Consider the following 26,600-nt stretch of genomic DNA (forward strand, 5'->3'; position numbering starts at 1 on the left):
AGAATCGCCCCCTGACCGGTATGGATTTCGCATGATAGCACAAAACTGGCATGGTCCGGGAAAACCGGCTTGAAGGACTGTTTGGATGACGCAGACTGATAATTCGAACGCGCCGCGCGTGACCATCGTGGTGTCACCGCGGGAAAGATTCGAACAGGCGGAGATGTCTCTGGCGTCCTGCTTCGAGAAGACCGACACGCTGTTTCGCATGATCTATATTGATGGCGGCACGCCGCGCGCCATCGCCCACACTCTGAAAGAAAAGGTCGAGCGCCGGGGGCATATTTATCTTCGCCGCGATGGTTTCCTGACCCCAAACGATGCCCGCAATCTGGCCCTGCCCCTGATCGACACGGAATATGTTGCCTTCATCGACAATGATGTCGTGTTCCAGCCGGGCTGGCTCGATGCGCTGATCCGCTGCGCCGACGAAACCGGCGCCGGGCTTGTGACCCCAACCATTCTGGTCGGGCCCGCAGCCCGCATGCCGGACCTCAGCATCCATCATGCCGGCGGCATCCTGAAGGTCGAGGAGGATGAACACGGCAAGACGATGTATCGCCGTCACGGGTTTGAACACACGCGATACCTGGAGATGAAGGATGAGTTGAAGCGACAGGAAACAGGTTGCACTGAATTTCACGTCGTTTTGGCCCGCAAGGCCATGATCGATGACATTGGTCCTTTCGACCCGAATCTGGTCGGCTTCACGGACGAGATCGACATGGCCCTCGCCGCGCGCGCGAAGGGCTGGAAGATTTTCTACGAACCTGACTCCGTGATTGCCTATGCTGTGGGCAAACGGCTCACCTGGCGCGACCGGCCCTATTTCTGTGTCCGGTGGAGTCCCGGCCGCGTCATGCGGGCCGAACGCTACTTCTATGACAAATGGGGTCTTACCCATGATTTCGACCGTCAACGCAATTTCCTGCGGGACCACCGGCGTCACGCCTTCCCGATGAAGTCGATGCAAAAAATCATCGGCTGGCGTGCAACAGTCGGACTGACGGCCATTTTGTGCAACACCGTGTCCGCGATCTCGTCCTGGCGCCTGATCCGGCCGAATCCGACCCCGCAGCACACCCGGCAATGATCAGATGAGACGTCGCCCGATGGCAGCCCAGGCAGTCATGAGACGGTGACGGCCGCGAAACCCTGCGGGTTTCGGCGCGCGGGAGAACACGTCTTCCTCTGTAAACTGGTGCAGCAGGGGATCTCCGGCCTGATAACGCCGGAAATTCTCGGCCAGAATGTCGAGCGTCCGGCCCGTCCGGTCCGGCATTTGCGGCGTGACATGTGGTGTAAGGATCAGATTGGGCACAGACCACAAGCGATGCCAGGGCGGCAGTGGCTCGAACGGATCTGTCACATCCAGCCCCGCACCCGCCAGATGACCTGATCTCAAGGCATCGATCATCGCCTCCTCGTCAACCAGCTGCGCCCTGGCAACATTGACGAGATAGCCGCCGGGATTCATGGCTGCGAGTTCAGGGGCACCCAGAATGCGATAGCTGGCATCATTCAGTGACGCGCACAGGGCCGCGATGTCTGCGCCCTGAATGGCATCGATCAGACAGTCTCCCCGGGCAGCACTGTACATGCGCACACCGGGAAGGTCTGCCGGCTGGTCCTTTCGACGAAATGCCGAAACCTTCATCCCGAAGGCCAGGCATTGACGCGCAAGATTTTCACCCGTGGCGCCGTAGCCGACAATGCACACGGTTTTGCCATGGAGGCCGCGCAGGTCCGCCTGCCCCCGAATGCCCCAGACCCTGCGGCGCTGAGCCCGCATCATGTCGGGCGCGCGATAGGCCAGCGACAGCATGAAATGGATCGCATGCTCGGCAAGGACCGGTCCGGAACGCCCCTTCGACGAGGTTGCGACAAGGTCGCTGTCCGCCAGCGCCCGGGGCGCAAACCCATCCAGACCGGATTGATCGCAATGAAGCCATTTCAGGTTTGGCGCGGTGAGATAGCGCTCATCCGCGACGCCATCGAGAATGGCGATCTCGCAAGTCTCGAGCGCCCGGGCAATGCCCGCATGGTCCTCCCGGTCGACGTGAACCAGTTTGGAAGGCACGAAGACCTGCCGAAGACGGACGATGTCCTGAGAACGCCAATTGAGACGAACCAGAATCTCCCTCGGGGGCACACGTTCCTGCAAATCGCCACTCCCTGCATCCGGTCTTCACCCTGCATCATCATCCGGGCTCTCCGCAACCCGCTGGCTCACCGCCGCGAATGGCAAACGTTCGGCCGCATGCGAGCATACGAAGCTGGATGGATAGTGTTCGCTGCAATCGGTCTCCCGACTGAAGGAACGCCTACTTGTCGAGGTCCGCCGCAGCGTGCTTCAGATCACGCTCCATATCCTGTTGCGTGTAGTGAACCGTGTAATGGTGGGGCACCAGGATGGAGAATGCGGCCCCGCCAATTCCGATCGCCGCCGAATGTCGTTGTGCTTCTTCGAATACCCATATTTCACGACCACCGTCCTGTCTTCCCTAACGCCGCGTCCCGGATAGGAAACTGCGAAGCCCTGATCGGTAGCGCCCCAACCGAAATCAAATGACCTGGCATGACCATGCGCGTCGAGATAGTGGCTCTTGCAAATGCCCTGGACGTGAATGCTCATATCGTCTGTCATGCATGGCGTTGCAGTCCACATGACCTTCATCCGGGTGTCGGTGTCATTGACGACGTTGATCGTGACACAGGCATGCGCCATCTGGGCCGCTGTCAGCGCCAACGCTGCCAGTTCAAGACCTTTTCCCGACACGCGCTTCGCAAAAGCACATGAATTCCCATCGACGCGCAAGCCTAACATGAAATGCCCTTTCCCAGGATGAACTTCCAGTTCTCCGACTCTGGATGTCTCATCACGTGAATCGTGTGATCGCCCGCTTCCAGGTTTTGAAAGTTCTTTTCTTCGCCATCGAGTTCGACATGAAGTTCCTCCACAGGCGTGTCGGACGTTTCGAAAGTCTTGAACCGTGCAACAGACCTGCTTTCGCGCCCCGCCTGCTCGCCTCCGGACGGTTGAGCGGTGCTGAACTTCAGAGTCTTGGAACTGCAGTTCTTCACAACAAGAAGTTTCTTACCGTAAACACGGTGCTCTTCCGAATGACCATACTGAGTGGTCATGCACAGAGTTGCGATGCTCAATAAGGTTGTACGCAGGACGTTCATGCAGCGACCTTTCTTCATGTCGGTTCTGAAGACAGTCCTTCAAGCGCCACGGTTTCCAGAAGCTTTATGTCTGGCGCCGCAGAACGCGCATGAGACGCAGGTATAACAATCCCATGCCCTATGCTGCCTTTTTATTAAGAGGCCTTAACCGTTTATCTCTAGGCTGATCTTATTGCAGGGCGGGGTTGTGGTCCTGAGCATCGCCCGCCCCTGACGCCAATATCAACGCGAAGGAAACCCAGATGACGCAACCTCACTTCCGCGCCCTCATCGCAGGAATGGCGCTTGCCATGGCCTGTACGCAAGCAGCCAGTGCGTGCGTAACAGTGAAGGTCTACAATGACAGCGACTCGACCATCAACGCAGCCTGGCGCGCGCTCGGATGCGGCGGCATCGACAAGAGATGGAACCTGGTCGTGTGCGCAAACCATGATATCGCACCGCACGATTCCCGGTCGCATGATTTCGACTGGGGAAAGAGTGCTCAGCAGGTCATGATCGGGTTTGATGGAGTTGGAAACGCCGAAGGAAAATGGGTCGACGTGAAGTTCACCTATCACAAGGACGAGGGGAACTATAGAAAATCCTATTCCGGCACCGCTCAGACCCCTCCCAAATGCCACTCACATTACACCATACATTATACGAGTGCGGACATTATCAAGGATTCCGAAGACGCCTATGAGCGGTACGAAGATTCCAGCAACCGGGATAGCGAGTGAACCGCCTCCCACGGCCCCTGTGAACCAGATCTGCCTGCACCAGTCGACAAGAGAGGAAGCGCAGTATGGACTCAAAACCTGTAAAGTTTCTTTGTGTCGCTGTTGTCGCGTCTACGCTCGTCCAGCAGATGAATGCGTGCGTCACAGTCAATCTGCACAATGAGTCCGATCACAAGCTGCACGTAGACTGGATGGCCCCTGGATGTGCAGGGGTGGACTTGAATCCGCTCCTCACACTGATTTGCTCGGAGCATGACGTCGATGGCGGAACAACGCAGGGTTATGATTTCAAGATGTTCACCACTCAGCAGTCGGTGGCCGTGACGTTCAAGGGCTTTGGAAACGCGGAGGGCTTACATGTCATGCTTCCCTACACATACCACCATGGACACGGATACAAAAAGTCCAAATCCCTGTTTGGAGGCACACCCGGTTCCTGCAATCGACACTACAACATACATATTACCAATGACGTGCTTCAGGCCGCCCTGGACGAGGCAGTAAGTCGAGGCAACAACTAAATGGCAGTCCGGGCTATGACACAGTCAACCGAACGCCCCCCGTGCCGTCCCGACACGGCCGGCAACGGGCTGTGGTTTGGGTGCGCCCATCTGTTTGTGCTCGCAGTCTCAGCCCTGGAGGCGAGCGCATGTGTAACTGTCAGCGCCCACAACGAGTCCCATATCGAAGTCCGTGCAGACTGGGTCTCGCTCGGCTGCGGAGGCTACGACGACACATCCAGTCAAATTCTTGTCTGCAGAAACCACAGCTTGCCGGCAAATGACGGAAACAGATCCTACGATTTCAAATGGGGTACGACAGGACAGACGCTCGTTTTCTCCTTTGACGGCATTGGGGACGCCAAGGACCTGAACATAAGTGCGTTCTACACCTATCGCAGGCATTCAGATTCTTTCGATCGAACACATCATATTCTCGGCAACACACCCTCCTCTTGCGGACGCCATTACTCAGTCCGGATCACAAGCCAGGACATTCAGGATGAATCTGATCGGGCATATCAGATCGAGGTGAATGAATCCCGCCGGACGGGCGGAGATCATGTTCTGCGATAGCCGAGTTCATCCGCTCTCTGAAAGGAGCTGCCATCCATGCAAATGCAAACCAAACTGACGGCCACTTTGCTGGCAGCAGCGTTACTGGCCGCTCCATCGGCGCTGGCTTGCGTAACTGTAAAGGTGGACAATCAAACCGACCGGCAAATCCGCGCGGTTTGGACGGCTGCCGGCTGCCTTGGCGCAGACAAGAAGTCGAAAGTCGCATTCAAGTGTGCCGGGCATGACATTCCGGCAGGAACGTCCCGTTCGCATGATTTCGACTGGGGAAAATCCGGACAAGCGGTGACCTTCTATTACGATGGCGTCGGCAAGGCCGAAGGAATGAAAGTGCAGGTTTCCTTCTCCTATCAGTCAAGCTCAGGACGATATGAGAAGACGTGGGGGCTGCGAAAGATTCCTGGCACGCCCGGCGGTTGCGGACGCCACTTCACCGTACCCTACACAAATGAAGACGTCCGGGCGGACTCAGAAAGCACGTTCCTGGCCGTCGCCAATGAAACGAAGCATCATGAATGGTGAATGGCCCTGCCGACTTTAGGGGCTCACGAAGGCCGGCTCGATCACTCGACAAGACCTGATGCCGGCTTCACGGATATATTGAGGAATGGTCATGAAAAGACTCGCATATACGACACTGGCAGTATTGTGCAGCAGCCCGGCTGCCGGCGCATGCGTCTCTGTCAACGTCGAGAACAAATCCGACTACAAACTTCACGTTGTATGGCAGGCGCTGGGGTGCATCGGCATCGACGGCGATACAAAAACCCCGTTCACGTGCGCGTCGCATGACATTTCGCCCCACAAATCGAGATCTCACAATTTTGACTGGGGCAAGAGCTCACAGACGGTGATCGTGTACTTTGATGGCATCAACAACGCAGAGGGGCATCAGGTGGTTGTGGACTTCGCCTACGTTCACAGCAAGCACACCTTCGTGAGACATGACCTTTCGAAAGGCCAGCAGATGCCCAATGGCTGCCACAAGCATTATACCATTCACTACACGAATGAAGACATAATCTCTGACTCCGAAACAGCCTTCCAGAACAGCAAGAAGAAATAAGCACGCACCCCAACCCACTTCAGAACAAGGAGTTCGCACAATGCAGGTTTCAATCACCCGCTTCATCAGAACAGCCATTGCGGCCGGCTTGCTGCTCGCGCCCGTTGCTTACGCCAAAGACGGCATCAATGATTTCAAAACCCGCCCGGATGGTGACACACCCTGGGAACTCGTCACTCATCTCGAAATGTTCAAATATGACAAAGCGCCGTCCGATCCGAAGGCCGAGTGTCAGAAGCATCCGTCCGGCGGACACATGTTCAACTGGACCTGGGTGGGCGGCTCCACCGTAACCACAGTCAGCGCGTTCACAGCGCCGCAATGGGGAGACCGCAAAAGGGAGAAATACGTTCTGCTTTGCAATTACGACCCAGACAGTTTCGGTTACGACCTGTCCCGGTATGAAGTGGAGCTGGATGACTGCATGCTTTATGTGTGCAACACACATTTCCGCGTACACCGCCTGGCTCGCGAAAATCTCTATTTGACATATTCGATTGATGTCGGTGTCGAAGGGCTCGCGAGAATCCATTTCAAGGATTCCGAGGGCCACACCTACAAATGCTACAACGGCAAGTGCAAGGCGCTCGATCAGACCGTCGGATAGACCGGATGGGCGGCGGGGCTGCCCTGATAACCCTCTCTCTCACCTCTGCCTCCAGCCATCGCTGGAGGCAACTTTTTAGCGCCTGACGTGTTGCATGGTAAACGCCGCTCCCACGGCGCCCCTCAACCATAAGGAGACGCTTTCGTGTCGAGACTTTTCGTCTATTCGAACCGGTTGCCGCTCGGCTCAAATCCATCCGGCGGGCTCGTGGTTGCCCTTGGAAAGACGATGGACCGGCAGGGAGGTGTGTGGGTCGGGGCGAAACTGGATGAAACGCTCTGCGACAACCAGACACTCCATGAATACAAAGGCGCAGCTTTTGAACGCCATGCGCTCCACCTGCCACCGCGTGAGTACAATGACTACTATCTCGGATATGCCAATTCCGTCCTGTGGCCGCTGTTTCACGGGCGCACCGATCTGCTCGACGTGGCCGACGGCCAGTTGGACGCCTATACCAGCGTCAACCGCAAGATGGCCGAGGCAACGCGCCATCTGCTGAAGCCGGACGATGTCATCTGGATCCATGACTATCACTTCATCCCCCTGGCCGCTGAGCTGCGAGTGCTCGGGGTCAGCAATCCCATCGGTTTTTTCCTGCACACTCCCTTCCCCTCATCCGCCAACGTCCATGCCCTGACCCACAAGGACCGCCTGCTCGACTGGCTGTCTGCCTATGATCTGGTCGGGCTCCAGACACAACGCGACGTGTCTGCGCTCATCGAAGTCTGCCGCACCGTGTTCGGTGGACAAATGCTGTCTGATGGCCGCATCCGCTGCAAAGGCCAGGACATCCGGGCGGCCAGCTTTCCGATCGGCATTGATGTCGAAAAGTTCCGGGCGATCGCGGAAACCTGCGATACATCCGGATTGAACATAGACCCGCAACAGAAGCTCATGATCGGTGTGGACCGCCTCGATTATTCCAAGGGCCTCCCTCACAAATTCAGGGGGTTCCAACGCTACCTGCAGCGCCATTCCGGCGAGGGTGACCGGCTGACCCTGCTGCAAATCGCATCCCCGACGCGGGAAAGTGTCGAAGCCTATCAAGACATCCGGAAAGACCTTGAACAGCTGACCGGCGAAGTGAACGGCGCATATGCGGAACTAGGCTATATCCCGATCCAGTACATTCACCGTGCCGTTCCGAGAGACGACATTGCCGGCCTGTACCGCCGGGCCTCCATCGGCCTGGTGACGCCCTTGATCGACGGCATGAATCTCGTGGCCAAGGAATATGTGGCCGCGCAGGATCCTGACGATCCCGGCGTGCTTGTTCTGTCCGAGGCAGCCGGCGCGGCTGAGCAATTGAAGTGCGGGGCGCTGATCATCAATCCGTATGATCCTTCGTCCGTCGCAGGCGCCATTCGCGAAGCGATCAATATGCCCCTTGAAGAGCGCGTCGCGCGCCATCACCGCATGTGGAACGAGATTTCACGGCGCGACGTCTATTGGTGGACCGAGACCTTTCTCGAACAACTGCACCGGAACGCGCGGGATCGTCGCGACCGCGAAGCCTCTCTTCAGGACCTTGAGCGCGCGCTGAGCAGCTGATGTCGTCAGTCAGGGACGTCTTGGTCTGGCACTTCAGGGGCAACCGGCAGGTCATCGGGGCGCGGTCCGAGCGCCACAGGTTCGCCTTCCCCCTTGTAGTGACTCACCTCCGGCTCCCGTTCTGCTGAAGCCGGGCCGTTCCCGGGCAGCATTTGGGCCCGGCGGCGATCGGCGGCTTCCCGTATTGCATGCGCCTCACCAGCGGTGGTGCGCGGGTAGCCAAGATGGTCGAGCGTCTTGCGGGGCATGTCCTGTCTCCTCAAAACAGACCAACCCGCTGCGCACCTGTCAGGTTCCACGCCTTGGCGCGCTGGAAATCAGTCTTCAGGAAACGCTGTTCGGGTGCGGTTTGCAAAAGCGACAAGCGACAACATAACCGGAACCTCCACTAGCACTCCCACGACTGTGGCGAGCGCCGCGCCTGAATTCAGTCCGAACAGGCTGATGGCCACCGCGACTGCGAGTTCAAAGAAGTTGGACGTGCCAATCATCGCGCAAGGAGCTGCGATCTTGTGCGGCACTTTCCAGGCCCACGCTGCGCCATAGGCCAGCGCGAATATGCCATAGGACTGAATCAGGATCGGCACCGCAATCAGGAGAATGACCAGCGGATCGTCCAGGATCACCGACCCCTGAAAACCGAACAGCAAGACGACCGTTGCAAGCAACCCCAGCACCGAAAAGGGTTTCACGTGCGATAAAAAGGCTTCAAGGGCCGACGCGCCACCTCTCCGCAGGAGCAGCGCTCGCGTAAGCACGCCCGCCACAAGGGGAATGACGACATACAAGCCCACCGACAGGATCAGCGTCTGCCATGGCACACTGATATCCGTCACGCCGAGCAGAAGGGCAACAATCGGCGCAAACGCAAACACCATCACCGCATCATTCAGGCTGACCTGTACGAGCGTGTAATTCGGATCCCCCCGGGTCAACTGGGACCAGACAAAAACCATCGCCGTACATGGCGCCGCACCGAGAAGAATCAGCCCGGCGATGTATCCGTCAGCATCTGCGGCCGGAATCAATCCGGCGAACACATACCGGAAGAACAGCACGCCGAGAGCGGCCATCGTAAAGGGCTTGATCAGCCAGTTCACGACAAGGGTAATGATCAGCCCCTTGGGCTTGCGGCCGACATCCTTCAGCGTGCTGAAGTCGACGCCGATCATCATCGGCCACACCATGGCCCAAATCAGAATGGCGACAGGGAAATTGACACTTGCATACTCCATCGCCGACAGCGCCGCGAAGGCACCCGGCAGGAACTGGCCCAACACGATACCGGCCAAAATGGCCAAAGCCACCCAAACAGAGAGAAAGCGTTCAAAAGTGCCCATAAGAAATTCCCGGCTGCCAAGTGTACCTGTCGACTACGGCGCCGCTGGCCCACATTGGACGCGCAACACCGGAAGCGAGTCGCGTGCTAACGCACAAAATAAAATACTTCAATATTTTATCGAATGTTGAATTTATTTGGTGCCCGTGCGACGTGTCGTGCCTGCGGGCAGACAGATCTCTGGGCGGCCGTGACAGCAATTGTCGACGAGCATCGACAGCAGCCTGTTCACGGCGTCCGGTTCCGCCTTGTAGATCATGTGGCGCCCCTCGCGCTGGACACTGACAAGGCCTGACTGGACCAGAATTGTCAGATGACCCGACAGCTTGTTCGGAGTGACCTGCAGATGCTCAGCGACGGATCCGGCTGGCATGCCCTCCATGCCCGCTTCCATCAGGACCCGAAATGCCAGCAATCTCGTTTCCTGGCCGAGGGCGGACAGCTGTTTCAGGGTTTCTGTCAGTTCCGTCATACCGCCCTTCTAGCCCATCCACCCAACGTGTACAGTTACCACGTTCCGGCGGCGTGATGCCCAAGTAGAGACGCGGCGCTGATTATGGCCGCTTGCGGGCCACAAGGAAGACGGCCGCGTCTTTCTTTGGCCGCCAGCGATGCACAATCTCGAATCCGACGGCTTCCTGCTCCTGAACCAGACGGTTCTCGGAGAAAAATTCGACATACGGCATACGCCCGATCCATCGTCCGACCGTGATGACAGGCTGGATGAAACCCATATGGTCGGCGAGGCACGCCGTGCTGGAGACAAATACGCCGCCCGGTTTCAGCAGATCATGAACCTGAACCAGAGTGTCTGACCGGCTACGCAGCAAATGCAGGACCGACAGGCCCAGGACAACATCGTATTCTCCGGCCGAAGCGTTGAAGCCGCCAATGTCGGCTTCGGTGAATTGCACGTTCTCCACGCCCGCTTGCGCCTGCCGCTGGCGGGCAATCTTCAGCATGTCGGCTGACAAATCGATCGCGTCTATGCGCGATACGTGGGGCGCATGCAACAGGGCCGTCGAGCCGGTGCCGCACCCAAACTCGAACACAACTGATTCCGGCGTGAAGTATTCCCGCGTCACCTCAAGCTTGCGCTGATAGGCGGCTTCGTCTGCGATGGGATCGCGCGCGTACTTTTCAGCGATGCGGTTCCAGAACCGCCGGTCAGATTGGGTCGATTGTTTCATGCTGCAGGCTTAGCCTGACTGCGTGGTCTGCCCCCACAAAAGTGGTCCATTATTTGAGTTAGTTCCGGCTTCAGATATGGAGCTGAAACATGGGTAAGAGATCAACGCCTGAAGAGATCATCGCGAAGCTGCGGGAGGTGGAGGTGCGCCTCGCGCGCGGTGAGACGGCAGGCCAGGCTGTACGTTCGATTGGCGTGACAGAACAGACCTACTACCGGTGGCGCAAGGAGTATGGCGGGCTGCAGGTTGGCCAGGCCAAACGGATGAAGGAGATGGAGAAGGAGAATGCGCGCCTGCGTCGCGCCATCTCTGATCTGACCCTCGACAACCAGATCCTTCAGGAAGTCATCAAGGGAAAGTTCTGAGCCCTTCGCGCAAGCGCGAAGCGGTCGATCATGTGGTGGAGACACTCGGCGCAACCGAGCGCCGGGCCTGCCGCGTGATCGGCCAGCACCGTTCCACCCAGCGCAAGCCGCGTGTGCCGCGTCAGGACGAGGATGTGCTGACAGCGGCCATCATCGCCCTGGCCGAGCGGTTCGGCCGGTATGGCTATCGCCGCATCACAGCCCTGCTGAAGCGCGATGGCTGGCATGTGAACGAGAAGCGTGTCTATCGCATCTGGCGGCGTGAAGGGCTGAAAGTGCCAATGAAACAACCAAAGAGGGGCCGGTTATGGCTGAATGACGGCTCGTGCGTGCGGCTGAGGCCGATGCACAAGGGGCATGTCTGGTCGTATGACTTCGTGCAGGACCGCACCCATGATGGCAAGGTGGTCCGCATGCTGTGTGTGATTGATGAGTTCACCCGCGAATGCCTCGCCATCCGCGTCGAACGCAGGCTCAACTCCCGCGATGTGCTCGACACGCTGGGCGAGCTGTTCGTCGCGCATGGACCGCCAGAGCATATCCGCTCCGACAATGGCCCGGAGTTCATCGCCACCGCGCTGCGTGACTGGCTTGGCCGGGTCGGCGTGAAGACGCTCTATATCGAACCGGGTTCACCATGGGAAAACGGTTACTGCGAGAGCTTCAACTCCAAGCTCAGAGACGAGTTGCTGGCGAGGGAAATCTTCTTCGATCTCAGGGAAGCCCAGATCCTGATCGAGGCTTGGCGGCGGCACTACAACACCGCGCGCCCACACTCTTCTCTGGGCTACCGACCACCTGCTCCACAAACCATCTTGCCCGCGGCGTTCATACCGCCTTACTGTGGGCAGGTGGCGGCATGAACGCCGCTACATGGAAACCGCCGGACTAACATTACTGGTGGACCACCTCGGTGGGGCAGAGCAGACCGGCACACGGACCTCGAATCCGAATACGAATTCTCCTGTAACAACATATCCAGGCTACAGACTATCGACGTCAAATTGTTCGAAGCGTTCGGAAACCTGGAAAAGATCAATGCCGTTGTTTTCCTGCTCGACCAACAAATGGCGAAAGAACTCACTCCCGCAAAGTCGACACTCTCCCTGCTGGAGCTCAGTTCGTGAAACGTAGTTTTGCGGCTTATCCCATTCTGGTCGCCATGATGCTGTCGGGCTGTGAACCTGCATCGCTGAAAAGCGCCTGCCAGTGACGTTTTGAGAATTTGCGTTGAATCTAGAATTTGTTGTCTCAAAGGGGGGGCAATGCATCTCGCGCTATACTCGCAATAACTAACCATGCCATTCGAGAAATAGAAAATTTCCTAGTATGGGGAGTTTATGAGAATCGGAAGCTTCCACCTCTCTGTGGGTGCAACCGCCAACATTTTGCGATGATTTTTTCCATTATCCCCGTCCTCAACAGTCGTCTTCCCTAGAGCTGATCATCGCAAAGCCTCAATGGTATTCGAGGTTTCAGTATCATCTCAAATGGTGTCCGGCAGTTTGCCTAAGTTGGGTCTTGGTCGTCCAATAAAAACTCTCAAATCCAACTTTGTCGGGTACCCGCACGGAATGACCAGAGCATTTTTTTCAGAGACTTTACAAGCACACGATCAAGGCTATTTTTTATCCTTTCATGCTTCAAGAGTTCGCGGTCCTGCACCGAGGCTTGGTAATGCACTCAGACAGCGTCCTGCGAACCGGTTCGTCGCGACGAATGCTGCGGTTCAAGTGGGTTGGAGAACCTCAAGTAGTATTATGCGCCAAGAATACTCGATTCAGTGCTTTTGCTGCTTTTTGCCGTCCTACAATTCAGAAGCATCGCGTCCTACAAGGAACAATAGATCGGTATTAAGTTGTTGTTTTTGTAGTGTATTTTTTGGGATCAATCATGCTGGCGGGCCGTGCGGGATGAAGGTGGGCACTATTGCTACGCGATAGCACTATGATGACATTAACATTTTCGGTTGTTGGCTGGAATGGAAGCCATTTGATACGGAGGTCGCAGGGTGTCCACACATGATCCAGGAGGAGCCGCGCAGAGGCGGGAAAAATTCTTCGGAAGGACGGTTTCAAGGTCCGGCAGGTGTCGTCCAAGTCACCCGGCGTTAGCCGGGAACAAGGGGCGAGGCACTTCATTTGGAAATGGAAAGAACTTCTACTGGCCGGCTGCGGCTTCATCGCGTATCACCATTACTGATGAATTGACCTGATGCAGGACGCTTGACGGGGGTGCCCAATGGAATCGAGGCTGGCCACAAGCTTTGAGGACTTAAAAAGGTGTATTGCAGGGGAAAGGTGACACCCGACGTCTGGTCACCTCTCGGCGCCAAAAGCGTCTCGACGATGAAAAGTGCTGGTGCGCCGATCGGTTTTTAGTCAAGAAAGCGGGACGTGCTTGCGTACTCCTCGCTCGGGCCGGAGCAGTTTGAGGTTGCCTGGAAAGCTGGCATCGATTTTTGGACGACAGTTCCGAAAGAATCCGCGTGGGTGTTCGTTGTAAAGACCGGATTAAAGTCAGATGAACTCGACCTTGTGTGCGGCAAGATTGACTATCCGAAGACGATCCGGGTCGACCAAGGCTCTGAGTTCATCTCCCGTGAACTTCGACCTATAGGCACATCCAAACAATGTGACGCTGGACGCCTCACGGCCCGGAAAACCGACAGACAGTAAGCGCCTCGCCGATCGCCTACGGATTTAGGCATGACATTTTCCGGAATCGTCAGGGCATGAGTTCCTCGATCTGGCTCTGCGGATGGCCGTTGATGATGGCGTCGAAGGTATCTGCGCGGTAGGCAATGGGATTAACGTCGTTGAGCTTGCAGGTGGCCACGACGGATGAGAGCAGCGCTCAGTTTTCGGCCGCGATCTCGTGTCCAGAAAACAGGGCATTTTTTCTGATTAGGCATATCGGCCGGATGGCGTTTTCGACCGGGTTGGTATCGAACTCGAGCCGGCCATCGCCAGGAAGCGGGTGAGCCCTTCCCAATGGGCAAGACCTTAGAGAATGTCTTCGGCCAGCTTAGAGCCGGAGGAGACCCTTGACAATTGCTTTTCAAACCAGGGCTTCAAGGCGGCTATGATCGGGGAGGAGTGCCGTTGTCGCGCGGCGATCCGAGTTTGTGGCGTCATTCCTCGCACCGTCGCCTCAATGGCGTATAGCTTAGTGAACTGGCGCACGGCGGCCTCGGCGATCGGGGACTTGGTGTTGCGCGCCAGCTTCACGAACCTTCGGCGCAGATGGACCCAGCATTGGACGAGCTTCCACGGTCCTTGCGGTCATTCCAGGCGCGTCAGCCGTTCGCTGACGTCCTGGCCAATCCTGGCCATCTCGCCGCAGCCGCACGGGCACAACGCGCGCTCGGGCTAGATGACCTGCTGCACCCGCGGCCTCACGCCGACAGGCGCGCGCCGAGCGCCTGAGCTTTGGGATGGCTCCGGGCTCGGCGCGCTCGCCAACCAACACGCTTTGAGCTATTCAACCAACGGACTCTCCCAATAATCTCGGAACCCATTGGGGGCGCCTCAGGACGTCCATTTTGCCGTCTGCTCCCAATTGGACCGTCCGACTCTAACGATCGGCGGACTCTTGCCACATTCACCTCATGCGCCGCACGAGGGGAGCAGTGTGGCGCTTACGACAGACAATGACTTTTCATCGAGTCATTCAATGGCCGGCTCAGGGCAAAATGCCTGAACCAGCACTGATGGATCGCCTCGTTAGAGCCAGCCCGTAGAGGTAAGGAAGCGCCAAATACTCCAGCCCCGAATGAGGGCAATTTTGGGAGCGGTTCAGAAAGGGCTAGACTCTCGAAATGAATGAGGGACGCTTGGGGCTCAGGTCGAGTCCTTCAATGGATCGCTCCGGGACGAGTGCCTCAACATCAACTGGTTCGCCTCCTTGGCCGAGGCAAGGCGGCTGATCGAGGCGTGGAGGCGCGACTCCAATGAGAGCCGGCTTCACATGGCTCACAATGGGCAATCTCCCGACGAGTTTGCCCGTAACGCCAGCCTATGCCATGGTGGCAAGGTCAAAATCGCCACTGGATTTTAACGCCAAGGCCGGACCACCAGACCCAAGCGCGTCAGAATCACAAGTTACTGAAATCACGCAGCTTAATTTTCGGCTGGATTCTTAGGGATTAGCTTTTCAAGACATCGACGGAGGTTTCTAAGATCTTTCTCTTCGAACTCCGCAAATAACTCAGCGGCCACGCGCCTTCCAGCCCGGTCAATTTTAGACCGCCGGGAGAGTGCCAATCTGGAAGGCACGACTCTCCACACACGACGATCCTGACTGTCCGCGACCCGGGATACATATCCACTCCGCTCTAATTGGTCTATCAGAGCCCCGACTGAAGCTCGCCCCAGCTCCATTATCTCGGCTAATTCAGTTTGCGTGGGGTTAGAAAGCCGAAAAACATACAGCATCGCCCTCCATTGTGCCCGCGTCAGTTCCAATGCAGCCATATCCACATCGAATCGACGCCGAAGCTCGCGCGTGACACGGCCTATCAGAAAAGCCAGTTCAATTCGCTCATCGTTCAAGAAATCACTGTCAGCGAATCTTTGATTATTCTTTTGGGCCATTCCAACCAAACCTTGCCATGGTGTCAAAAGTTCAGTCTGGCTTTGTGCAGCTCGATATTCAACCGTTATGTTCAGAGCAAGAAAAAGTGCTGGCTAGATTAATCTAGCCAGCAAGTTTCCCAGAGCTACGGAATGTTGGGAGGACGTCTTCCTGACGATGCGATACCTTTCTCACTTCGTCGGAACGACAATTTTGACATTCCACCACTCAGAAAAGCAGCGGGCACTCGGACTGCCAACTGTTGCAAACTCCATTACTCAAAATTTACGGGCATGTCCATACTGTATGTTAGCGAACTGAGCTTCGCCCCCCCCTGAAAAAATAAAATGCCCCGGCATCCCATCTGCTTGCATATGGTATGACTTCGTACAATGATGCGCAAATCCGCAATAGACGGATACCATAATGGGAGGAAATTATGATTTTCACGAGATTGGCCAAGACAGCATTTCTATACACAACAGTATCGGTTTCGAGCGTCTTGTTCGCAGCCGAAGCTCAAGAAGAAGGTGATGTGAGAAAACTGCGGACAGTTGTTGTCACAACTCAGAAAACTTCAGAGTCGCTTCAGAACGTACCAATAGCTGTTTCTGCTTTTGATGAAGAGGCAATTGATAGACTCCAGTTAACTGGTGGTCCAGATCTCACAAAAGCCGTGCCGAACCTGTCGTTCACAAAAGGACAATTTACCGGCTTCAACCTCAAAATCAGAGGCATAGGAGTGGATGTGGTAGCAACATCCGGCGATGCCGGGGTGGGCATACATCAGAACGACGTCCCCCTTCAATCGAACAGACTTTTCGAATCGGAATTCTTTGACACTGAAAGGGTCGAGATCCTCCGTGGACCACAAGGAACACTCTATGGCCGAAACGCTAATGGGGGAGTGTTCAACCTGATCACCGCCAAGCCGGTTTTCGAAGAATTCCAGGCAGACGCCGCGCTAACTTACGGGAACTATAATTCAGTAAAAGCTAACGGCATGGTCAATTTGCCCGTAGGAGAACGGGTTGCCCTTCGAGTTGCCGGATCTCTCACGCAACGCGACGGGTACGTTGATAATATAGTCACCGGCAACGATATTGACGACCGGGACTTGTGGTCAGTCCGCGCCACTCTTGGATTTGAGCCGACCGACTCATTTAGTGGGTGGCTATTATATGAACATTTCGAAGAAGACGATACGCGTCTTCGCTCGGGCAAGCAGCTTTGCCGGAAAGACCCTCTAGATACTAGCTTTGCGGGAATTCCCATCGCCTTCGAAGATCAGATTTTCACGTCTCAGGGCTGCCTAAGTGCGCCTCTTGACGAGTCGCACGATACGGTGAATTCGGTCGCGACGCTGGCGGGTGGACTAGCTGTTCAGGTTGGACTGCTAAGTGGAGATGCATTCACGGCACCAGCCATTCAGGATTTGCGAACTATTGCGGCAGGATTTGACCCATTTTACCAAGCCGAACAGGATCTGTGGACACTTAGTTTGTCATGGGACATTAACGAAGTCCTGAAATTGACTTCATTGTCGAGTTTCAATGAAACATCTGTATTCTCTCTTGAGGATGTCTCCAAAGTCGAGCCCACAATCACCTTCAATGACTTGTCAGCAATTCCTCCAGGGATAAATCCGCAAGTCGATCTCTATAATTCAGTTTTCCCCGGCGGCGTCGTCAATGACCCGCAGATCGGCCCTTCGAACTTTTATACGGTGGCGGATCCATCCGGTGAGACAACAGAGGCATTTACACAAGAACTGCGTCTACAGTCGGATTTTAGTGGCCCGCTGAATTTCAATCTCGGCGCCATCTATATGGACTATGAGGCGGGCAATGACGATGTAATCGATGGATACTACTTCATAAGCAATGCCCTTACCGGTCTGCTGCAATTACACAACGCATCACTTGCAGCTGGTGGACCACCAGTGATTCCGGGAGTTCCATTCCCTGCAAGCCTTGATGAGTCCAATGTGGATGGCGACTCAAATATCGGCAATTCACTCAACGGCTTGGGACGAAATTACTTCCGGACAGTTTCCCCTTATGAGTTGCAGTCGACAGCGCTCTTCGGGGAAGCATATTATGATATAAATGATGAACTGACCTTCACGCTCGGATTGCGCTACACGAAGGATGAAAAGTCGCAAAAGAATATTCCGACCTATCTCTTCACGCCTGATGTCGTCCGCGCGGATCCATTAGCTCCGGTTCCGGATCCGGCGACAGAGACGAACCTGGACGGAAATGTCGACGGAATTTTCGAGGTTGAATTTGAAGAGGTTACAGGGCGCGCCGGATTTGATTGGACACCGGATTTGTCGTTCACAGATGATACGCTTCTGTATGGCTTTTACTCCCGCGGTTACAAGGGAGGTGGTATAAACCCACCGCAGCCTTCGGAAAATGCCAACGCATTCCCATCAACTTTTGAACCAGAGTTCATCAATGCATACGAAATGGGAACCAAGAATCGGTTCGCAGGAGGCACACAGCAACTTAATCTCGCAGGCTTCTATTATGACTATACGGATTATCAGATCACTCAGGTGATCAACCGCTCATCGGTGAATTTCAATGTCGATGCTGAGGTGTACGGCCTGGAGATTGAATATCTTTGGGCGCCCGGAAGTAACTGGCTGCTGTCTGCAAATATCGGTTTGCTCGAATCTAAGCTGGTTGATGTTTTTGCGATTGACGTCCTTGATCGCACGGCCGGTAACTCCGATTTCGTGGTTCTGAAGAACGCGGCAAGCTATTCGAACTGCGCTGTTTCCGCAGAAGGGTATGCAACGATTTTAGGCGCAATCGAGGCCGGGCAACTTGGCGCGGGCTCTACCGCTGGGCTGTGTCTTGGCAGTTTTGCAGGTCAGGAGGCGACTTTTGGGCTGGGAAATGTGTCCTATGTCGATGGGGACGGATCACTCCGCACAATCGGCGCATTGACGCCATTCGACGGCGTCAACAAAAACCTCAGCGACAACAATCTGCCGGGTGCTCCGGATACTACGCTAAACTTGGCAGCGGAGTATACTTTTCCATCTCTTGGTAATAGTAGCTGGGATCTGACAATCCGCGGTGATTATTACTATCAGACGGAGAGCTTTGCTCGTATCTGGAATGTTCCGCGCGACGAGATTTCCAGCTGGGAAAATGTCAATCTTTCTCTTGTCTTGGCGAATAATGACACCGGCTTCCAAATCACAGCTTTTGCCAAAAACCTGTTTGACGAAGAGGTGATAACGGGAGCCTATTTGCAGGACGACAGCCCTGGACTTTATAGCAATGTGTTTCTGACTGAACCGGCATTGTACGGAGTCACAATTTCGAAATCATGGTAGCAAGTACCGACGAAACATGACGCATGCATGCGAGGAGGCTAGAAGAACAGCAGAAATCTTCTGGCCTCAATAATCGAGAGGGTCGCTGGTTCATCGCCTTCTGCTGTTTGCACCCCTGCGCGGTATCCGAAAAAACTGACCTGAGCCCCAAGCGTCCCGCGTTTATTTCGAGAGTCTGACCCTTTCTGAACCGCTCCCAAAATTGCCCTTATTCGGGGCTGGAGTTTTTGGCGCTTCCTCACCTTAGCGGGCTGGTTTCGCCGAGGTGATTCATCAGCGTAATCGGGGGCTTGTTCCCGATCGCGCTGTGGGGTCTTACCGTGTTGTAGTCTCCACGCCAAGCCTCCAGCTTTTCCCTCGCATCGGCGAGGCTCATGAACCAGTGCTGGTTCAGGCATTCTGCCCTGAACCGCCCATTGAAGGACTCGATGAAGGCATTGTCTGTCGGCTTTCCGGGCCGTGAGAAATCCAGCGTTACATTGTTTGCATAGGCCCAGAGGTCGAGATCCCGGGAGACGAACTCGGACCCTTGGTCGACCCGGATCGTCTTCGGATAGCCGATCTTGCCGCACACACGGTCGAGCGTGGCAACAACGTCCTCGCCGCGATAGCTGAACCGCGGATCGATGACAGGCGAGTAGCGTGAGTAAATGTCGATCAGCGTCAGTATGCGTATCTTGTGGCCACTCGCCAGCTGGTCGTGCGCAAAGTCCACCGCCCAGGCATCGTGGGAGCCTGTTGCCTCCCTGCGGTCGTCCCGGAGCTTGGCCTTGACCCATCGCTTCGGCGTTTTGTTGCGTAATTGCAGGCCTAGTTCGTTGTAGATCCGTCGAACCTTCTTCATGTTGATTACCCAACCTTCACGCCGCAGCATGACGTAGACGCGCCGATAGCCGTATCGGACACGCGTCTCACAAATCTCCCGGATGCGCAGTTCCAGAGCAGCCTGGTCGCGCCGGCGAGAGGTGTAGCGATAGGATTTCGGATCGAGGACCAGGAGCCCGAAGGCCCGCCGGATCGAGACCGTCCAGTCGTAACACACCTCGTTGACCAGCTTGCGCTTGCGGCCAGGCTTCAAAGCTTTCGCTTGATGACGTCCTGCAAAATCTCGCGGTCGAGGGTGAGATCGGCTACGATCCGCTTGAGCCGGGAGTTCTCCTCCTCGAGCTCCCGCAATCGCTTCATCTCCGACGGCAACAAGCCGCCATACTTGTTTTGCGGGAAATCGCAGTGCGATTTCTATTCCGCTTCACTCCAGTTGAAATACGTGGCCTGGCTGATCCCGGCCTTGCGGCACACCTCCGCGACCGGAATCCCTTCCTCGCCCTGCTTCAGTATGAACGCCTTCTGTGCGTCCGTGAACTTCGATGCCTTCATCGCTTTCGCTCCATCCCAGCCTGGGATCATTACGCGAAAACTCCAGCCTCAAACGAGGGATTTTTCGGGGAGCAGGTCACAGGAAACAACAGAGTGCTCGCAGCGCCCTATCTCTCACTTATGTTTTTACGGTACACTGATTTATTCCGTTACCAGCCTCGCCGCCCTGAGCCCGCGCACAGCGTGCTCAAAAAATCGGGACGCTTCACAGGTTAAGGGCGTTGGATATGAAGCATCCCGGCACCAACCGCGGCAATGTGACTTGCCCAGCGATGCAAAGGCAGGACCCCGAGAGAGACTGGAAGCCCTCAACGCGCTGTCCTTTTTGAACTTGCCAGCTTGGGAATTTCGACATGCAGCGCGCCCTTGCGCTTGTTGGGCCTTGACCTTGCTGGTGTCAACACCGGACGGGAGCGCGATCGAGCGTTCGAATGTGCCAAACGATCTTTCGACAAGCCGGTAGCTCTTGGTCTTTTCGTCCCTCTCCGGTTTCTTTTCCCCGCGGATCGTCAGCCGGCTGTCGGTCACATTGACCTCGATATTCTTTTCATCCACCCTGGGAAGCTCGGCGGCGACTTCGATCAGACCATCACATTCCTTGACTTCCAGACGCGGCCAGACCTCCTGCATTCCGACCGGACGGCGGAAACCTGCGCCGCTGAAACTGTCGAAAAGACGGTCGATTTCACTCTGCAGGAATGAAAAAGGATCGCGCGCCGGGCAGCCATGTGTTTTTCCTTTAATGACTCCAAAGGCATTATTTGACCGCAAGCCCGCCGCCCTCTTGAGAATTCGCAACGGTTCCGGCCATGAGTTCACTTTTTGTCTGTATCACGCCGATCCGGCACAGTGGAGCGCTGCAGCGCGCCCGGCGTTGCAAGGAAGAGAAGAAGTGGGTGAACGCGTCTGAAATTCAGAACGGTGGAGAAATTCCAATACCCTATTCCTGTGAGGGACGCAACGTTTCTCCACCTCTTAGCCGGGGCGATGTGCCGGTGAACGTAAAGAGCTTCATTGTGCATTGTCAGGATCTAGCCCGGCGGTGCTCAATTGCCGGACGCTCTTTCTCATGACTTGCAAATGATCTACAGGCCGACCTCGCATGGTTCGCAATGGAAAAACGCCGAAAGATTCTGCCGACATCTCAAGAATTGCCATGGTGGTCAGGTCCAACTTGCCGCTGGATTTTAACGTCAGAGCCTGACCACCGAACCCAAGCGCGTCAATCGAAGCCGAGACTAACTCAAATACCAGGCCACTTTTACGGAGGCAGCCCCCACGCAATCAAATAGATGTCCCTCATGCCCCCAATTCCACGGAAACCGCTTCTACACAGACCACCCGCCCCGGCCTCATACGTAAAGCCGGTCGGCTCAGGGGCAACCTGACCTTCTGACTCTGGCCCCTACACCCCGAGACCAGAATTAAAATTACGCAATGCAAGAATATCATGCAAACCTTCATGCACGCCCCGGCATCAGGTAGGCGCCGCGCCCGCTCGAAAGCAGCGCTCCGCTGGCGTTCATGACAGAGGCTTCGGCGACGGAAAGAGTTGCACCCAGACGGACAATTCTTCCCATCATGCTTAGCGTTCCTGGCGTGGCAGGTTTGTGATAGTCAACTCGCAAGTCCGCCGTCGCAGCAGGCGTGTTCCCTGCGGCGAGCAGGGCATAAAATCCTGTGAGATCAATCAGCGCGGCAATGACACCGCCATGGGCAGATTGTATTCGCGGATTGGAAACCAGCTCCTCACGCCAGGGCATTTGCAGTATCAGCTTGTCCTTGTCTGTGCTGATCGCCTTCAGCCCAAGCCAGCGATGGAAGGGGGCCGCATCGAGTGCGGCCTGTATCTGATTAACATTGAGCATGGAGGTGCTCATGCAGGGGTCTGCTCTCGAATCGGACGAAGAAAGGACACGACTGCTTCGACAAATAAATCGTTGCAATCTCCTGCCACCATATGTCTGGCCCCAGCGACGTCAGTGAAATGTGCCCTCGGTGCCAAGGAACGAAACGCCGCGACGGAGTCTTCTGTAACCAGCTCGCTCATACGTCCACGGATGAGATGAAGCGGTACGCGGATGTTCCGAACCGCCTGCTCCAGCTCACTGGTGCGAGCAACCCCAGAGCGACGCGTGACGCCGGTGATAAAGGCAGGGTCCCAGTGCCATCGCCAACGCCCGTCTTCGCCTTGCCGCAGATTCTTACGCAGCCCTTCAAGGTCTTTCGGCCGGGGCCGATGCGGCAAATAGGTGGCAACCACATCAGCGGCCTGTTCCAACGAAGCAAAGCCTTCCTTAACATGCGCGCCCATAAAGCCGACAACTTTGGTGACGCCGGCGGCGTCCATGTTCGGCGTGATATCGACCAGAGTAACCGATTCAAACGCATCGCGCGCAAACATGCCTGCGGCAACTATGGCTGCAAGTCCTCCAAGCGAAGCACCGACTACATGCGGCCGCGGCCTTCCAACCGCGACGCTTTCACCAACCTCTACAAGGTCTCGAGCGATAGCTCCGAGAGAGTAATCACCGTCTGGAGCCCAGTCGCTTTCACCATGCCCGCGAAGATCTAAGATTATTGAGCGATATCCTTCAAATGCCACCGCCTTCGCGGCAGCGCTCCAAGCATGACGAGTTTGTCCTCCGCCATGGGCAAAAATGACCGGAGGGGCAGCGGGATCGCCAACCGAACTGTGCGCCAGCTTCAGCCCCTGCGCATGGAGATATCCATCACAATCGTACAAAAGATCCGTCCACTATAAACTCTTTTACTTATTCCTTTATTAAGTTACCTTACAATCATTGTAAATGGAGAAACCCGTCAAGTTGCCCACGCGGTCGCGCGCATCTGGCTTCATATGAGATCCCGCAATCGATTTCAGCTTCCTTTTTGGTGAAGTGAGCCGACTATCGCGCCGGGCGTACGATCAGGAAATGGAAGCTATCGCCCTCACGCGATCACGGTGGCAGGCGCCTGGTTAAATGATCAGACTGGAATGCCCCAGATCCAGCTTACCGAAGTGCACGATATTAAGCGTCCACATGTTGGGATACTGATCAATCAATTCGATTGATCGGGCCATGTCTCGCGTGAGCGAGATTACCGTGATCGTCGAGCGTGGCGAATTGTCCCAACCGGATTTGCGATCCAGCGCGCAAAGGAGTTTGTGCGATCCGCCGAGCGGCTTGCAGCTCAAGACTTTAACCCTGTTATTGATCCTAGTCCTGGCTTCAGCAGCGGTTTTACTTTCGACAGTTAGCGAGAATCTGAAGTCATGAACTCCTCATCAGCGAGGCTCTGATCCCATCCAGATGAAAGTTCGCTGGCAGGCCAACGCCCATCCTTATGGGCTTCCGGCCCGCGCCTCCTGTCTCTACAAAATCTCTGGAAATGGCTTGCGGAGCGCTACAATATTCAGCAACCACTCCGCAAGCAACAGCTGGAACTTCGCGCTTCCCTCCCCTATGAGATTGGCTCTTGCACCTTGGCTCCTCAAGTCAGGCTAAGCTGACATTGCCTCAAAGTGCTCTAAAACCGAACACGAGCGGTTGCGCCAAAGGTCAGGGGCGGTGACAAGAAAGCACCAACAGCTGTTCCCGGAGCTGTTTGCGTGGCAGCGGTACCTTGAAGCGGCGTATCGAAAGCAAGTTCGTAATAGTCCTCATCAAACAGGTTCTGCGCCCACAGTTCCAACTCGAAGGGAGAGTTGTCACTGTAGAATGACATTCTTGCATTTACCACAACCAGCTCTTCAACCTCCTTGAGCGGATCGAGGTTCGAACCTGTATTATACTTTGAAGTGAACCGGCTCGATACATTGAAGCGCGCATCCCAGTCGCTGATGAACGAGGTTTCATAGGTTGCGGCCAACGTACCCGACCAACGGGGCGCAAATGAAATTGTGCTTCCCGGCAAGCGCGGCGGCGCGAAAAAGTCTACCGCTTCGAAATCATCATACTGGGTTTCCGCATAGACAAGACCGCCCTGCAGTGTCAGCCCTTCAAGCTGTTCAGGCAGGTATCGGACATCGAACTCAGCACCCTTGGAAATCACACCGGGAACAGATGTCACGATGAAGCTCGTACCGGTAAACGTGTTGAGCTGAAAGTCGCTATACTCCTGATAGAAAATCGCGCCGTTGAAGAACAAGCTATTTGCCGCATTGTTGGTCTTAAAGCCGACCTCATACGCATCAACAGTTTCGGGATCAAATCTGGTATCCAGGTTGGGCTGAAATGGCGTGGGATCTGAGGGACCAAACTGGCTGCGATCAAGGTTGAAACCACCGGCCTTGTAACCGCGCGAATAGGACGCGTATGACATCAGATTCTCACTGACCCGATATGCCCCCTTTACTGTACCTGATAAATCCTCGTCAGAGCGATCCTGCGTGGCGCTCACACCCACAAAGTTGTCGTTTGTCCAAGGCAAGCAAAGCGTTGGTGTCAATCCACCTGTAGGGCCAAATACGGCCAAGGCTGTGGTACAGCTACCCGCTTCGCCATTAAAATTGGACTCCAGCGTCTTCTCATCAATCGTATAACGAAGACCGACCGTGAGGTCGAACTGATCGCTCAAGCTGAACGTATTGTTCGTGAAGATGGCGTATGTATCCGCAGTTTGTTCATAAACGTCTGCGGTTGCATTTGCCTCGCCCGTATAGATATTACCTGGCAGCGAAGACAGATCAAACGCACCACCACTCGCACCGAGCAGCAATTGCTGAAAGTAGAAAAAGTAATCATTGCCGTAAGTAATGAAATCTGTACGATCAAGAGTCTCATTCGCGTAAAACACACCCACCTGCCAGTCGACGTTATCGGTCGCGCCCGCGAGTCGTAACTCTTGGCTGAATGTGGCAAAAGCGTCCCTGGACGTTTCGTCATCTCGATACCAAAGATCGGCGGCACTAAAATCTGTATCCTGACCCGAGCCGTTTTCCCAATCGCGATAGGATGTGATTGACGTCAATTCACCGAGGCCGGACTGCCACTCGATATTCGCTGACACACCCCAGTCCTCGGTCGTCTGCGTGGCGTCGCGGTTCGCAAAGGCGACGCGGTCGAACGGATCGATCGGAAAAGCAGAGGCCCCGTCACCGCCAGCCAGCAGCGTGATCAGCGGGCCCCTGGCCGGGTCCACCGCGATATAGTCACCCATGCAACAATCTTCTTCCCGATCAGTATAGTCAGCAGAGAGAAGAATCTCGAGGTCGCTGGAGGGCTCAAAACGAAGCTGACCTCGAACGGAGTAGAAGTCATACTGACTCGTTTCGTCCTCGGTACGTGGACCGTTACCGGTCTTTACGTCCAAAAGACCGCCGCGCTCTTCGTATACTCCGAACAGGCGACCGCTCACCGTCTTAGAAAGCGGTCCGGTGACTTCTGCAGACGTGCGAAGGAAACCTTCGTTGCCGATCCCGACCTCGAAGATCGACTCTAACTCGTCAGACGGTTTCTTCGTGATGACATTTATGACGCCCGCAGAGGTCGACTTGCCAAACAAGGTTCCCTGCGGCCCCTTTAGTACTTCGATTCGCTCGATCTCGCCGAGATCGCCGAAGGAAACGCCGTTCCTGGCGCGCGGAACCCCGTCGATAACGACGCCTACTGAGCTTTCGAGACCGGGATTGTCACCAACCGTGCCAATGCCACGAATCCGCGCCGTAGTATTTGCTTGCTTTGACGAAGAAGTTACAAGCAGGCCCGGCGTCACGACCGTCAGGTCCTTGATATCCTGAACGCCAGCATCGCTGAGAAGCTCTCCGGACAAGGCGGTCACGACAATTGGCACATCCTGCAAGCTCTGCTCGCGCTTTTGCGCTGTAACTGTGATTGCACCCAATCGACGTGTGGCCTCCACATTTTCCGCCGCGGATGCAGCAGCACCTTGCTCGTCCACCTCAACTTGCGCATGAGCACCGGCGGCAAACAGCAAAACCGCCAAAGATACCGAAACAGTTGTCTTCGACACCGCGTTGAAATAATACACCTAGTTTCCTCCTTATGTTTATATAATACTGTATGATATGATACTTATCTGCAATGTGAATATTCTTTTTTCCCCCTGACAGAGATCGTCGACGGGTGATGCAAATTTGCAATAGAGGTTATGGCTTGTCCAATCGGACTGGCCCAACCGAAAAGTTAGTTCCGGCTTCAGCTGACACGCTTGGGATCGGT

25 protein-coding genes and 2 pseudogenes are annotated in these 26,600 nt (G+C 55.6%); 11 read left to right on the top strand and 16 right to left on the bottom strand.

The window, feature by feature from the left end; all coding sequences use genetic code 11:
* Positions 1-85 precede the first annotated feature (85 nt).
* Positions 86-1,093 carry a glycosyltransferase gene (locus HF955_RS16325; RefSeq protein ID WP_291076652.1) on the top strand — a complete coding sequence of 336 codons (1,008 nt, stop codon included), beginning with the start codon at positions 86-88 and terminating at the stop codon, positions 1,091-1,093.
* Here HF955_RS16325 and HF955_RS16330 read toward each other — a convergent pair whose 3' ends face one another.
* The 3 genes from HF955_RS16330 to HF955_RS16340 form a co-directional block, all read right to left on the bottom strand.
* Positions 1,094-2,080, bottom strand: a complete 987-nt coding sequence (locus HF955_RS16330; protein ID WP_291076654.1) for a D-2-hydroxyacid dehydrogenase — start codon at positions 2,078-2,080, stop codon at positions 1,094-1,096. It lies immediately after the preceding gene.
* A 273-nt stretch (positions 2,081-2,353) separates the two neighbouring features.
* Entirely contained in the window at positions 2,354-2,779 is a 426-nt protein-coding gene (locus HF955_RS16335; RefSeq protein ID WP_291076656.1) for a hypothetical protein, read from the bottom strand.
* Positions 2,780-2,820: 41 nt separating this feature from the next.
* Positions 2,821-3,207 (bottom strand): hypothetical protein, encoded by a 387-nt coding sequence (locus HF955_RS16340; protein ID WP_291076657.1) that lies wholly within the window; start codon positions 3,205-3,207, stop codon positions 2,821-2,823.
* A 224-nt stretch (positions 3,208-3,431) separates the two neighbouring features.
* Between HF955_RS16340 and HF955_RS16345 the strand changes: the two genes are divergently transcribed.
* The 6 genes from HF955_RS16345 (at position 3,432) to HF955_RS16370 (ending at position 8,214) form a co-directional block, all read left to right on the top strand.
* Positions 3,432-3,911 carry a hypothetical protein gene (locus HF955_RS16345; protein ID WP_291076658.1) on the top strand — a complete coding sequence of 160 codons (480 nt, stop codon included), beginning with the start codon at positions 3,432-3,434 and terminating at the stop codon, positions 3,909-3,911.
* Positions 3,912-3,976: 65 nt separating this feature from the next.
* Positions 3,977-4,432 (top strand): hypothetical protein, encoded by a 456-nt coding sequence (locus HF955_RS16350; protein ID WP_291076660.1) that lies wholly within the window; start codon positions 3,977-3,979, stop codon positions 4,430-4,432.
* Between the two features lie 591 nt (positions 4,433-5,023).
* Entirely contained in the window at positions 5,024-5,509 is a 486-nt protein-coding gene (locus tag HF955_RS16355; protein ID WP_291076662.1) for a hypothetical protein, read from the top strand.
* A 91-nt stretch (positions 5,510-5,600) separates the two neighbouring features.
* Positions 5,601-6,053 carry a hypothetical protein gene (locus HF955_RS16360; RefSeq protein WP_291076664.1) on the top strand — a complete coding sequence of 151 codons (453 nt, stop codon included), beginning with the start codon at positions 5,601-5,603 and terminating at the stop codon, positions 6,051-6,053.
* Positions 6,054-6,093: 40 nt separating this feature from the next.
* Positions 6,094-6,660 carry a hypothetical protein gene (locus HF955_RS16365; RefSeq protein ID WP_291076666.1) on the top strand — a complete coding sequence of 189 codons (567 nt, stop codon included), beginning with the start codon at positions 6,094-6,096 and terminating at the stop codon, positions 6,658-6,660.
* Positions 6,661-6,804: 144 nt separating this feature from the next.
* Positions 6,805-8,214, top strand: coding sequence for a trehalose-6-phosphate synthase (locus HF955_RS16370; RefSeq protein ID WP_291076668.1), 1,410 nt, complete (start codon positions 6,805-6,807; stop codon positions 8,212-8,214).
* Positions 8,215-8,219: 5 nt separating this feature from the next.
* Here HF955_RS16370 and HF955_RS16375 read toward each other — a convergent pair whose 3' ends face one another.
* The 4 genes from HF955_RS16375 to HF955_RS16390 form a co-directional block, all read right to left on the bottom strand.
* A complete protein-coding gene (locus tag HF955_RS16375) occupies positions 8,220-8,462 on the bottom strand; it encodes a hypothetical protein (RefSeq protein WP_291076670.1) in 243 nt (80 codons plus the stop codon).
* Between the two features lie 69 nt (positions 8,463-8,531).
* Positions 8,532-9,554 carry an ACR3 family arsenite efflux transporter gene (arsB, locus tag HF955_RS16380; RefSeq protein WP_291076672.1) on the bottom strand — a complete coding sequence of 341 codons (1,023 nt, stop codon included), beginning with the start codon at positions 9,552-9,554 and terminating at the stop codon, positions 8,532-8,534.
* A 132-nt stretch (positions 9,555-9,686) separates the two neighbouring features.
* Entirely contained in the window at positions 9,687-10,025 is a 339-nt protein-coding gene (locus HF955_RS16385) for a helix-turn-helix transcriptional regulator (protein WP_291076674.1), read from the bottom strand.
* A gap of 82 nt (positions 10,026-10,107) precedes the next feature.
* On the bottom strand, positions 10,108-10,743 hold the full coding sequence (locus HF955_RS16390) for a class I SAM-dependent methyltransferase (protein ID WP_291076676.1): 636 nt from the start codon (positions 10,741-10,743) through the stop codon (positions 10,108-10,110).
* An 89-nt stretch (positions 10,744-10,832) separates the two neighbouring features.
* Between HF955_RS16390 and HF955_RS16395 the strand changes: the two genes are divergently transcribed.
* Positions 10,833-11,971 (top strand): IS3 family transposase gene (locus tag HF955_RS16395; protein WP_291075272.1). Its coding sequence is split into 2 segments (ribosomal slippage): positions 10,833-11,091 and positions 11,091-11,971, totalling 1,140 coding nucleotides; the frame shifts between segments, so codons are not numbered across the junction.
* Positions 11,972-12,001: 30 nt separating this feature from the next.
* Positions 12,002-12,235 carry a DUF2796 domain-containing protein gene (locus tag HF955_RS18475; RefSeq protein WP_367279805.1) on the top strand — a complete coding sequence of 78 codons (234 nt, stop codon included), beginning with the start codon at positions 12,002-12,004 and terminating at the stop codon, positions 12,233-12,235.
* A 1,600-nt stretch (positions 12,236-13,835) separates the two neighbouring features.
* Here HF955_RS18475 and HF955_RS16400 read toward each other — a convergent pair.
* From HF955_RS16400 to HF955_RS16405, 3 genes are read right to left on the bottom strand one after another with little or no spacing between them, the layout of a single operon-like run.
* On the bottom strand, positions 13,836-13,946 hold the full coding sequence (locus HF955_RS16400; protein ID WP_009802130.1) for an IS66 family transposase: 111 nt from the start codon (positions 13,944-13,946) through the stop codon (positions 13,836-13,838).
* 18 nt (positions 13,947-13,964) lie between these two features.
* Positions 13,965-14,102: a transposase gene (locus HF955_RS18480; RefSeq protein WP_206740499.1), complete on the bottom strand. Its 138-nt coding sequence runs from the start codon at positions 14,100-14,102 to the stop codon at positions 13,965-13,967.
* 11 nt (positions 14,103-14,113) lie between these two features.
* Positions 14,114-14,338: an IS66 family transposase gene (locus tag HF955_RS16405; protein ID WP_009802131.1), complete on the bottom strand. Its 225-nt coding sequence runs from the start codon at positions 14,336-14,338 to the stop codon at positions 14,114-14,116.
* Positions 14,339-14,948: 610 nt separating this feature from the next.
* On the opposite strand from HF955_RS16405, the pseudogene HF955_RS16410 reads away from it, so the two are divergent.
* Positions 14,949-15,167, top strand: a pseudogene (locus HF955_RS16410) (transposase); the annotation flags it as partial.
* A 62-nt stretch (positions 15,168-15,229) separates the two neighbouring features.
* On the opposite strand, the gene HF955_RS18485 reads toward HF955_RS16410, so the two are convergent.
* Positions 15,230-15,703, bottom strand: coding sequence for a MarR family transcriptional regulator (locus HF955_RS18485; protein ID WP_051599949.1), 474 nt, complete (start codon positions 15,701-15,703; stop codon positions 15,230-15,232).
* Between the two features lie 419 nt (positions 15,704-16,122).
* On the opposite strand from HF955_RS18485, the gene HF955_RS16415 reads away from it, so the two are divergent.
* On the top strand, positions 16,123-19,038 hold the full coding sequence (locus tag HF955_RS16415; RefSeq protein ID WP_034766449.1) for a TonB-dependent receptor: 2,916 nt from the start codon (positions 16,123-16,125) through the stop codon (positions 19,036-19,038).
* A gap of 238 nt (positions 19,039-19,276) precedes the next feature.
* Here HF955_RS16415 and HF955_RS16420 read toward each other — a convergent pair.
* From HF955_RS16420 to HF955_RS16440, 5 genes and pseudogenes are all read right to left on the bottom strand, one after another.
* Positions 19,277-20,415, bottom strand: a pseudogene (locus HF955_RS16420) (IS3 family transposase).
* 141 nt (positions 20,416-20,556) lie between these two features.
* Entirely contained in the window at positions 20,557-21,234 is a 678-nt protein-coding gene (locus HF955_RS16425; protein WP_155841883.1) for an Hsp20/alpha crystallin family protein, read from the bottom strand.
* A gap of 641 nt (positions 21,235-21,875) precedes the next feature.
* Positions 21,876-22,295, bottom strand: a complete 420-nt coding sequence (locus HF955_RS16430) for a PaaI family thioesterase (protein ID WP_034766464.1) — start codon at positions 22,293-22,295, stop codon at positions 21,876-21,878.
* Positions 22,292-23,161: an alpha/beta hydrolase gene (locus HF955_RS16435; protein WP_034766463.1), complete on the bottom strand. Its 870-nt coding sequence runs from the start codon at positions 23,159-23,161 to the stop codon at positions 22,292-22,294. The genes HF955_RS16430 and HF955_RS16435 overlap by 4 nt, the downstream gene beginning before the upstream one ends.
* Positions 23,162-23,946: 785 nt before the next feature.
* A complete protein-coding gene (locus tag HF955_RS16440) occupies positions 23,947-26,409 on the bottom strand; it encodes a TonB-dependent receptor (RefSeq protein WP_051602738.1) in 2,463 nt (820 codons plus the stop codon).
* Positions 26,410-26,600 lie beyond the last annotated feature (191 nt).

The organism is Hyphomonas sp. (assembly GCF_017792385.1).
In the GTDB taxonomy this organism is placed as follows: Bacteria; Pseudomonadota; Alphaproteobacteria; order Caulobacterales; family Hyphomonadaceae; genus Hyphomonas.

Bases quoted from the DNA above. Each gene is read 5' to 3' on its own strand.
- HF955_RS16325 (WP_291076652.1), top strand. From the start codon at position 86: ATGACGCAGACTGATAATTCGAACGCGCCGCGCGTGACCATCGTGGTG.
- HF955_RS16340 (WP_291076657.1), bottom strand. From the start codon at position 3,207: ATGAAGAAAGGTCGCTGCATGAACGTCCTGCGTACAACCTTATTGAGC.
- HF955_RS16345 (WP_291076658.1), top strand. From the start codon at position 3,432: ATGACGCAACCTCACTTCCGCGCCCTCATCGCAGGAATGGCGCTTGCC.
- HF955_RS16350 (WP_291076660.1), top strand. From the start codon at position 3,977: ATGGACTCAAAACCTGTAAAGTTTCTTTGTGTCGCTGTTGTCGCGTCT.
- HF955_RS16355 (WP_291076662.1), top strand. From the start codon at position 5,024: ATGCAAATGCAAACCAAACTGACGGCCACTTTGCTGGCAGCAGCGTTA.
- HF955_RS16360 (WP_291076664.1), top strand. From the start codon at position 5,601: ATGAAAAGACTCGCATATACGACACTGGCAGTATTGTGCAGCAGCCCG.
- HF955_RS16365 (WP_291076666.1), top strand. From the start codon at position 6,094: ATGCAGGTTTCAATCACCCGCTTCATCAGAACAGCCATTGCGGCCGGC.
- HF955_RS16375 (WP_291076670.1), bottom strand. From the start codon at position 8,462: ATGCCCCGCAAGACGCTCGACCATCTTGGCTACCCGCGCACCACCGCT.
- arsB (WP_291076672.1), bottom strand. From the start codon at position 9,554: ATGGGCACTTTTGAACGCTTTCTCTCTGTTTGGGTGGCTTTGGCCATT.
- HF955_RS16385 (WP_291076674.1), bottom strand. From the start codon at position 10,025: ATGACGGAACTGACAGAAACCCTGAAACAGCTGTCCGCCCTCGGCCAG.
- HF955_RS16390 (WP_291076676.1), bottom strand. From the start codon at position 10,743: ATGAAACAATCGACCCAATCTGACCGGCGGTTCTGGAACCGCATCGCT.
- HF955_RS18485 (WP_051599949.1), bottom strand. From the start codon at position 15,703: ATGGCCCAAAAGAATAATCAAAGATTCGCTGACAGTGATTTCTTGAAC.
- HF955_RS16415 (WP_034766449.1), top strand. From the start codon at position 16,123: ATGATTTTCACGAGATTGGCCAAGACAGCATTTCTATACACAACAGTA.
- HF955_RS16430 (WP_034766464.1), bottom strand. From the start codon at position 22,295: ATGAGCACCTCCATGCTCAATGTTAATCAGATACAGGCCGCACTCGAT.